At 73.6% G+C, this 9,394-nt stretch carries 7 protein-coding genes; 2 read left to right on the forward strand and 5 right to left on the reverse strand.

What is annotated here, in order from left to right:
* Positions 1-148 precede the first annotated feature (148 nt).
* On the reverse strand, positions 149-1,600 hold the full coding sequence (locus G5C65_RS24120) for an LCP family protein (protein ID WP_165301016.1): 1,452 nt from the start codon (positions 1,598-1,600) through the stop codon (positions 149-151).
* A 32-nt stretch (positions 1,601-1,632) separates the two neighbouring features.
* Here G5C65_RS24120 and tatA point away from each other — a divergent pair, with 32 nt between their 5' ends.
* The gene (gene tatA / locus G5C65_RS24125; protein WP_165301017.1) at positions 1,633-1,875 is read left to right on the forward strand and encodes a Sec-independent protein translocase subunit TatA; all 243 of its coding nucleotides are present in this window, start codon (positions 1,633-1,635) and stop codon (positions 1,873-1,875) included.
* A gap of 262 nt (positions 1,876-2,137) precedes the next feature.
* On the opposite strand, the gene G5C65_RS24130 is transcribed toward tatA, so the two are convergent.
* On the reverse strand, positions 2,138-2,560 hold the full coding sequence (locus G5C65_RS24130) for a cold-shock protein (protein WP_165301018.1): 423 nt from the start codon (positions 2,558-2,560) through the stop codon (positions 2,138-2,140).
* Between the two features lie 204 nt (positions 2,561-2,764).
* On the opposite strand from G5C65_RS24130, the gene G5C65_RS24135 reads away from it, so the two are divergent.
* Positions 2,765-5,341 carry a polysaccharide lyase family 8 super-sandwich domain-containing protein gene (locus tag G5C65_RS24135; protein WP_165301019.1) on the forward strand — a complete coding sequence of 859 codons (2,577 nt, stop codon included), beginning with the start codon at positions 2,765-2,767 and terminating at the stop codon, positions 5,339-5,341.
* 57 nt (positions 5,342-5,398) lie between these two features.
* Here G5C65_RS24135 and G5C65_RS38660 read toward each other — a convergent pair whose 3' ends face one another.
* The 3 genes from G5C65_RS38660 to G5C65_RS24150 form a co-directional block, all read right to left on the reverse strand.
* Positions 5,399-5,641 (reverse strand): hypothetical protein, encoded by a 243-nt coding sequence (locus G5C65_RS38660; protein ID WP_206442210.1) that lies wholly within the window; start codon positions 5,639-5,641, stop codon positions 5,399-5,401.
* A 77-nt stretch (positions 5,642-5,718) separates the two neighbouring features.
* On the reverse strand, positions 5,719-7,188 hold the full coding sequence (locus tag G5C65_RS24145; protein WP_165301020.1) for a rhamnulokinase: 1,470 nt from the start codon (positions 7,186-7,188) through the stop codon (positions 5,719-5,721).
* Between the two features lie 66 nt (positions 7,189-7,254).
* Complete coding sequence (locus G5C65_RS24150; protein ID WP_165301021.1) at positions 7,255-9,294, reverse strand: bifunctional aldolase/short-chain dehydrogenase; 2,040 nt, start codon at positions 9,292-9,294, stop codon at positions 7,255-7,257.
* Positions 9,295-9,394 lie beyond the last annotated feature (100 nt).

Raw genomic sequence — 9,394 nt, forward strand, 5'->3', positions numbered from 1 at the left:
GCGCCCCCGCAAGGAGGCGGGCAGCAGCGGCCGAACGAACTCCCACTCCGCATCAGACAGTTCATGGCGACGTATCACCCGACCATGATCCACCATCCAAGATCAATTGAAGACACCGCCTAGGGCCTCTCGTCCGGAACCGGTCGCGTCAGCCGTAGGACAGGTCGCTGCACGGGTTGTCGGCGGCGGAGCGCCCCTCCTGCTGCTTGTGCTGCTTCTTGGACTGCGCCGACCCCCCGCCCCCGCCATCGGACTTCTTCGCCCCGTCCGGCTTGTAGTCGGCCCCGAGGGTGACGCTCAGACCGCTGCCGGAGGTCGACTCGGTCGTGGCGCCGGGGAAGAGCCGGGCCAGCGTCTCGGCCCGCGCCTGCTCGCCGGGGCCGTAGGTGACGACGGTGGTGGCGTGGTCCTGCTCGGGGGCGTTGGCCCTGGCGGCGACCGTGTAGTCGTGGGACCGCAGCTCGTCGGCGGCCGAGGCGGCCAGCCCGGGGGTGAGGGTGCCGTTGTAGACGGTGACCTGGACGCCCTTGCCGGTGACGGGCTTCTGCTTGCCGGGGACGCGGTCGGCCCGCAGGTCGGCGAACAGCTCGTCGGCGTCCGGCTGGACGACGGCGACGCGGTTGCCGTCGTAGCGCCAGGGGACCGTGCGGAACCGGGTGTTGTCCAGGTCGACGCTTTTGAGGGACATCGCGAAGTCCATCATCTTCTTCGGGGTGCCCAGCCCCTCGTCGACGGTCATGGACTTGGTGGCCGCGTCGGCCAGCGGCAGCAGGGTGGTGGGGTTGAGGCCCTCGCCCTTCACCTTCTTGATCAGCGATCCGACGAACGCCTGCTGGCGCTTGATCCGGCCGATGTCCGAGCCGTCCCCGATGCCGTGCCGGATGCGGACGTAGTCCAGGGCCCGCTGCCCGGAGACGGTCTGCTCGCCCTTCCGGAAGAGCCGCTTGCCCCGCGCGTCGCGATGCGGGTTGAGGTCGCCCTGGTAGACGTCCTTCGGGACGCAGACGGGCACCCCGCCCACGGCCTTGGTCATCGACGCGAACCCCTCGAAGTCGATCACCACGGTGTGGTCGACGCGCAGACCGGTGAGCTTCTCCACGGTGTTCTGGGTGCAGGCCGGGTTCCCCGTCTTGCTCTGCCCGACGGAGAAGGCGGCGTTGAACATGGTGTCCGGCTGCTCCTGCGTCCAGGTGCCGTCCGGCTTTCTGCAGGGCGGTATGTCGACCAGCGTGTCGCGGGGGATGGACACGGCGACGGCGTGCTTGTCGTCGCCGTAGATGTGCAGCAGGAAGGCGGTGTCCGAGCGCCCGATGTCGTCCTTGTCGCCGCCGCCCAGCTTCTCGTTGCCCCCGGTCCGTGCGTCCGAGCCGATGACCAGCACATTCTGCCCTGCCCCCGGCTGCTTCGGGCGGTGCCGGCTCAGCCCGTCCGTGCTGAACGTGGTGATGTTCCGGTTCAGCTGGAAGTAGCCCCATCCGACCGCGGCGCTGACCAGCACCATGACGGCGAGCGTGATCAGACCGGCGATGCGCGCCTTGCGTCCCTTGCGTGCCCTGTGCCGTGTGCGGCGGCCCCGCGCGGCGGCTCGGCTGTCTGGCATGCGCGCCCTCTCGTCCGTCCTGGTCCGGTTGTATGGTTGCGCAATGTAGCAAGTGTTTAAGAGAGTACCGGAGAGAGGACGGAACCGTGTTTCTGCGCAACGGGCTGGAGCCGTGGCATCTGCTGATCGTCGCCCTGGTCGTGCTGCTGGTCTTCGGCTCGAAGAGGCTGCCGGACACGGCGCGCTCGCTGGGCCGGTCCCTGCGGATCCTCAAGAGCGAGACCAAGGCGATGCGCGAGTCTCCGAGCGCCCCGGAGACAGACCAAGCCCCGTAAGGGGCGCGGGGAACTGCGCGCGCAGGGGAGACGTACCCGCGGCCTGCCGCGAACAGCAAGGGGCAGCCCCTGCTCAGTGGCCGTATCCGGCGCTTGCTGAGCAGGGGCTGCCCCTTGCTGTCCGTCGCAGACTGCGGGCTCGCTCCGGTCGGGCGCGCCCCGCGGCGAAGCCGCTATGAGCCCCGCGGCGAAGCCGCTGTGAGTCCCGCGGCGAAGCCGCTGTGAGCACAGCCCCGCCCCTCCCGGGGTGGGCCCGTATCGCTCAGTCCTCGGCCCAGCCGTGGCCCTTCCCGAACCGCACCAGCTCGCGCCGGATGTCGAGGATCTGCTGGCCCGTCAGCTCCGGCGCGGCCGTGAGCAGCAGCTCGGTGACCGACCTGGTGTAGTCGGACACACTGAGGACGTCGCACATGGGATCGTCCTCGTCCCGCTCGGAGCGGGGGACGCCGGAGGGCACGTAGGGAGCCGCCGGCGCCTTCGCGCCCTCCAGCAGCCGGACGGAGGACGCCTTCAGCCCTCGGTCGCCGTCCTCCAGTTCGAACTCGACCGCCACGCCCGAGTGCACCAGGGACTCCGGCATCATCAGGTCGTTCGCGTGCAGAAAGACGTCTTCCCCGCCGTGGTCGGGCGCGATGAACCCGTAACCGCGCGCACCGTCGAAGCGGATCACTCGACCAGCAACCATGTTCACCCCTGCAACTCAACGATTGGGAGCCCCTTGCTCCCACACCTGGCGCAGACCCTAGCGCTCCGAGGCCGGTCAGCGCTGCCTAGTCGCTCACATGTGCGGCAGAAGAACGGTGGGGGAGCGCGCGGCGCCCGGCATCTGTCCCTCCCGCGCTCTCCGTGCCACTCTGCCCCCACACGTATCGCAGGGAGGCGCAGAGCCATGGAGATGACGCGGAGACACGTGCTGTCCCTCCTGTCCGCGACGGGGCTCGCCGCCGTGCTCCCGTGGGCACCCGCCCACGCCGCGGGCACGGCGGCGGCCCCGGCGGCCCCGGCGGCGCCGGGCGCCACCGACCCGGAGCGGCTGCTGGGCAACGCCGTCGCCGCCCGCGCCGGGACCCGCGCGTCCAACGCGCGCCCCGAGACCGCAGCCCGGCTGGCGGCCGTGGCCAGGGCCGCCCGCGCCCACCTGGAGGCGCTGGACGACGCAGGGGACGGCGAGATGTTCGCCGGGCTCCCGCTCGGCACCAGCGACGGAAACCTCAACACCACCTTCCGGCAGCTGTACGAGATCGCGCTCGCCACCCGCACCCCGGGCGGCGAGCTGGCCGGGGACGCGGGCGTCCAGCGGCGCGTCCTCGACGGCCTCGCGCTGCTCCACGAGCGCTGGTACGGCGACCAGTCGTCCGGCTACTACGGCAACTGGCACCACTGGGAGATCGGCATCTCCACCAGCGCCACCGCGGCCCTCGCCCTCCTGGCGCGCCCGGCCGCCGACCAGCGGCCCGCGCTGACCCGGACCTATGTCGCCTCCATGGACGCCTATCTGCGCAACGGCAAGGACGGCGACGTCGACCTCGACTCCCGCTTCCACACCGGCGCCAACCTCGCCGACATCACCACCAACCGCCTCCTCCAGGGCGCCCTGCTCGGCGGAGCGGCCGGCGAGGCACGGATCCGCAAGGCCCTGGAGGACCAGCTCACCGTCTACGCCACCATCGACCCCTACGACCTGAGGCACGGCGTCACCGACGGCTACTACGCCGACGGCTCCTTCATCCAGCACCACTCCGTCGCCTACACCGGCTCCTACGGCAGGGGCCTGCTCACCCGCGTCGTGCAGACCCTCGCCTACCTCGACGGCACCGGCTACGCGAACCCGGACGCGCTGGTGCCGACCGTCCACCGCTGGGTCGCCGACGGCTTCGCGCCGCTGATCTTCGAGGGCTGGATGACGGAGCCGGTCAAGGGCCGCGCGGCCTCCCGCACGGCGGGCGGCTACGCGGACACCGCCACCGTCGCCGAGGCCGTCACCGACCTGGCGGGACACGCGTCGGGGGAGCGCGCGGCGGCGCTGCGCGGCTACGTCAAGCACCTGCACGCGTCCTCGGCCGCCAAGCCCGACCCCGCCCGCTTCGCCTCGCCGCTGACCATCGTCCGCTACGCCGACCTCCTCGCGGACCCGGACGTCCCGGCCGCCGACCTCAACCCGCCCGCGCGCAGCACCGCCTTCAACGCGATGGACCGCACGGTGCACCGGCGCCCCGGCTTCGCCTTCGTCCTCGCCCGCAGCTCGGAGCGGATCAGCAAGTACGAGTACATGAACGGCGAGAACCTGATGCCCTGGTTCCAGGGCGACGGCGCCCACTACCTCTATCTGTCCGGGCAGGACCAGTCCGAGGCGTACGGCGCGGGCTACTACGCCACCGTGTCCCCCTACGGCCTGGCCGGGGTCACGGCCCCCGTGGAGCGCCGCCGCACCGTGCCCGAGCTGTACGGCAAGCCGTACTACGACAACCCGGACCACCCGCTGCACTTCACCGCGTCCTCCCAGTCCCAGAACACCTACGTCTACTTCCCGCGCGGCACCCGTCCGCACTCCGGCGGCGCCGTCCTGGGCGCCCTGGGCTCGGCCGCCCTGGTGCAGTCCGACGACGTGCCCTACGCCCACCGCGACCGGCTCCCCGACGACTTCGCCGTCCACCGCAACGCCACCGCCACCAAGTCCTGGTTCCTGCTGGACGACGAGATCGTGGTGCTCGCTGCGGACGTCGGCGACGGCGCGGGGCGCGCGGTCACCACCACGGTGGACGCCCGCACCGCCGCGCCGGACCACGAGCTCGCGCTGACCGGCGAGCGCCGCGGCGGGCAGCGCTGGCGGGGCACCGGCACGGCCCGCCTCTCCTGGCTGCGCTACGCCGACACCACGGGGAACACCGCCGTCGGGTACGCCTTCCTCGGCGACGCGCCGCCGGTGACGGTCGGGCTCGACACCGTCACCCGCAGCCTGCGCACCGTCCGGACGGCGAACCCCGACACCCCGGTCACCCGCCAGGTGTTCTCGGCCGCCTTCCGGCAGCGCCCCGCCGCCCGTCCGCTGTCCCTCGCCTACGCGCTGGTCCCGCACGCGAGCGAGGCCGCGCTGCGGGCGTACGGGAAGCGCGGCGCCCTCTCCGTGCTGGCCAACACCCCCCGCCTCCAGGCCGTACGCCACTCCGGGCTGGGCCTGACCGGCGTCAACACCTTCGGGCGGGGCCGCCACCGGGTCGCCGGGATCCACGTGGACGGGCCCGCGTGCGTACTCGTGCGCAAGGACGGCGACCGCGTCGAGGTGGGCGCCGCCGACCCGACGATGCTGCGGAACCGGGTGACCGTGCTGCTGCGCGGGCGGCGGCTGAGGGTGGTCGACGCCGACCCGGGCGTGCGGGTCCGCGCGGCCGCGGGCGGCACCCTGCTGAGTGTCGAGACCCGCCGGGTGTACGGGCGGACCCTGACCGCGACGCTGACCTCGCGCTGACCCGGCGGGCCCGCCGTCCGCCGGACGGGGGACCGGACCGGGGGACCGGGCCGGGGGTCAGCGGTGCAGCGAGCCCTGGTTGTCCAGCAGCGCGGTGCCCAGCGAGGTGACCGCGTGCAGCGTGTGCTGGCCATGGCGGTTGCTCGTGATGAGCCCCGCGTCCCGCAGCGCGCTGGGCAGCGCGAGTTCGGCGTCGATGCGCTCCGCCGCCGCGTCGTCGAAGAAGTAGGCCGGGGGGACGCCGAAGAACCCGGGCAGCGCCTTCAGGGCGATGGAGGAGGTCACCGTAGAGCGCGGCACCAGCCCGGGTGAACTGACAAGTGGCCTCCGCTGCACGGCGGTTGCGCTGAGGCCGGTGCCGGGGAGCGCCAGGGCGGTCAGGCGCTGATACGGGCCGCCGCCCGGGCCCAGGCCCGGCCGTCACCGCTCGGCTCGTACGAGGCGAGCGGCTGGGTACCGGCCAGCAGCTCCCGCATCCGGCGGCGGTCCGCGCGCAGCCCCGCCGCACGCGCCTGCACCAGCACGTTGCCGAGCGCCGCCGCCTCCGCCGGGCCCGCCACCACCGGCAGTCCGCACGCGTCAGCGGTCAGCTGGCACAGCAGCGCGTTGCGCACGCCCCCGCCCACCATGTGCACGACATCCACCTCGCGCCCGGCGAGCCGCCGTGCCTCGCCGATCGCGCGCCGGTGCGCCAGCGCCAGCGAGTCCAGCACACAGCGCACCGTCTCGGCGCGGGTGCGCGGCGCGGGCAGGCCGGCTGCCCGGCACGCCTCGGCGATCCGCTCCGGCATCCGCCCCGGCGCCAGGAACGCCGGGCCCGAGGCGTCCACCACAGGCCCGGGACCGGACCCCGTACGCACCGTCGCCGCCTCCCGCAGCAGCGGCTCCAGCTCCGGGTTCCCCCACGCCCGCAGCGACTCCTGCAGCAGCCACAGGCCCATGATGTTGCGCAGGTAGCGGACCGTGCCGTCGACGCCCAGCTCGTTCGTGAAGTTCGCCCGCCGGCTCTCCTCCGTCAGCACGGGCGCCTCCAGCTCCAGCCCGGCCAGCGACCAGGTGCCGGTGCAGATGTACGCGAAGTTCCGCTCCGTCGCGGGCACGGCCGCCACCGCCGAGGCGGTGTCGTGCGAGGCGACGGCCGTCATCGGCACGGGGCCGGGCAGGCCCGTCCGTGCCAGCACGTCCGGCAGCAGCTTGCCCGCCGGGTCGCCGGGCTGCCGCAGCGGCGCGAACAGCCCCAGGTCGATCCCCGCGCGCCCGGCTACGGAGTGCGCCCACTCCCGGGTACGCGGATCGATCAGTTGCGTGGTCGACGCGTTGGTCAGCTCGGTCCCGCGCTCACCGGTCAGCCAGTAGGCGAGCAGGTCGGGGATCAGCAGCAGCTGCCGGGAGGCGGCGAACCGGGCGGTGCCCCGCTCGGCCTCCAGCTGGTACAGCGTGTTGAACGGCACGTACTGGATGCCGGTCGCCGCGTACAGCTCGGTTGCCGGAACGCGGGCCCACACCCGCTCCGCGACGCCCTCGGTGCGGGCGTCGCGGTAGTGCACGGGGTTGCCGAGCAGCGCCCCGTCCGCGTCCAGCAGGCCGTAGTCCACCGCCCAGCTGTCGATGCCGACCGACGCCAGCCGCCCGCCGGCCGCGCCGCCCGCCGCACGCAGGCCGTCCAGCACGCCCGCGTACAGCCCCAGCACGTCCCAGCGCAGCCCCTCGGGCAGCGCGACCGGCCGGTTGGCGAAGCGGTGCGCCTCGGACAGCTCCAGCGTGCCGGGGCCGACGCGGCCGACCATGACGCGCCCGCTGGAGGCACCCAGGTCGACGGCGGCGAACGCCCGCGTACGTGAGCTCATGCCCCTCCCTTCGGCGAGGTACGGGGCGACCCGTCAGGGGAGCGGGGCACCCGGAGTCCGACGGGGTCACCGCAGGAACGCCGCGGCGACGCCCGCGTCGACGGGGATGTGCAGCCCCGTGGTGTGGGTCAGCTCCCCGCCGGTCAGCGCGAACACCGCGTTCGCGACATGCTCGGGCAGCACCTCCCGCTTGAGCAGGGTGCGCTGCGCGTAGAACTCGCCGAGCTTCTCCTCCTCGACGCCGTAGACGGCCGCGCGCCGGGCGCCCCAGCCGCCCGCGAAGATGCCGGAGCCGCGCACCACGCCGTCCGGGTTGACGCCGTTGACCCGGATCCCGTGCTCGCCCAGCTCGGCGGCGAGCAGCCGCACCTGGTGCGCCTGGTCGGCCTTGGCCGCGCCGTACGCGATGTTGTTCGGCCCGGCGAACACGCCGTTCTTGGAGGCGATGTAGACGATGTCGCCGCCCAGCTCCTGGGCCGTCATCACCCGGGCGGCCGCGCGCGAGACCAGGAAGGAGCCGCGGGCCATGATGGCGTGCTGCCGGTCCCAGTCCTCCGCCGTGGTCTCCAGCAGCGGCTTGGAGATGGAGATGCCCGCGTTGTTGACGACGAGGTCGACCCCGCCGAAGGCGAGCGCCGCCTCCTCAAACGCCTCTGCGATCTGCTCTTCCGAGGTGACGTCCGCGGTCACCGCCACCGCCCGGTCCGGCCCGCCCAGCTCCTCGGCCACCGCGCCGGCGCTGTCCGCGTCCAGGTCGGCGACCACCACGCAGGCACCCTCGGCCGCCAGCCGCAGCGCGGTGGCCCTGCCGATGCCGGAGCCCGCGCCCGTCACCAGCGCGACCCGCGCTGCCAGCGGCCTGGGCTGCGGCATCCGCCGCAGCTTGGCCTCCTCCAGCTCCCAGTACTCGATCCGGAACTTCTCCGACTCCTCGATCGGCGCGTAGCCGGACACCGCCTCCGCGCCGCGCATCACCTGGACGGCGTTGACGTAGAACTCGCCCGCCACCCGCGCGGTCTGCTTGTCCCTGCCGAACGAGAACATGCCCACGCCGGGCACCAGGACGATCGCGGGGTCCGCGCCGCGCATCGCGGGGGAGTCCGGGGAGGCGTGCCGCTCGTAGTACGCCCGATAGTCCGCGCGGTACTCCTCGTGCAACTCCTTCAGCCGCGCGACGGCCTCCTCCAGCGGGGCCGTCGCGGGCAGGTCCAGCACCAGCGGCCGGACCTTGGTCCGCAGGAAGTGGTCCGGGCAGGAGGTGCCCAGCGCCGCCAGCCGGGGGTGCTCGGCGCGCGCGACGAAGTCCAGCACAGCGTCGGCGTCGGTGAAGTGCCCCACCTGCGGCCTGTCCCGGGAGGCCAGTCCGCGCACATACGGGGCGAGCGCCGCGGCCCGCGCCCGCCGCTCCGCCTCCGGCAGCGGCCCGTACCCCTCCAGCACGGGACCGAACGGCTCCGCCGCGCCGCGCTCGGCCAGGAACCGCTCGGCGGTGCGGATGATGTGCAGCGAGTTGCGCTCGCACTCCTCGGCCGTCTCTCCCCAGGCGGTGATGCCGTGCCCGCCCAGCACACAGCCGACGGCCTGCGGGTTGGCCTCCTTGACGGCGGCGATGTCCAGCCCGAGCTGGAAGCCGGGCCGGCGCCAGGGCACCCACACCACCCGGTCGCCGAAGCACTCGGCGGTCAGCTTCTCCCCGTCCGCGGCGCAGGCCAGCGCGATCCCGGAGTCGGGGTGCAGATGGTCCACGTGCGGGGCGTCCACCAGGCCGTGCATCGCGGTGTCGATGGACGGCGCGGCCCCGCCCTTGCCGTGCAGGCAGTAGTCGAACGCGGCGACCATCTCGTCCTCGCGCTCCACGCCCGGGTAGACGCCGGTCAGGGCGCGCAGCCGGTCCAGCCGGAGCACCGCGAGGCCGTCCTCGGTGAGGGTGCCGAGGTCGCCGCCGGACCCCTTCACCCACATCAGCTCGACATCCCCGCCGGTCACGGGGTCCGTGTCGGTGCCCTTGGCGGAGGCGTTGCCCCCGGCGAAGTTGGTGTTGCGCGGGTCGGCGCCGAGCCGGTGCGACCGGGCGAGGAGAGCGGCGGCTTCGGGATGGAGTGCCATGTGTGTTCCTCAGCGTGAGTGCGTACGTATCGAGAGGGAGTGCCCCGGCAGGGGCGCGGGGAACTGCGCGACAAGCCACCGCAGCGCTACGTGCCCCACC

The organism is Streptomyces boncukensis (assembly GCF_011045075.1).
In the GTDB taxonomy this organism is placed as follows: domain Bacteria; phylum Actinomycetota; class Actinomycetes; order Streptomycetales; family Streptomycetaceae; genus Streptomyces; species Streptomyces boncukensis.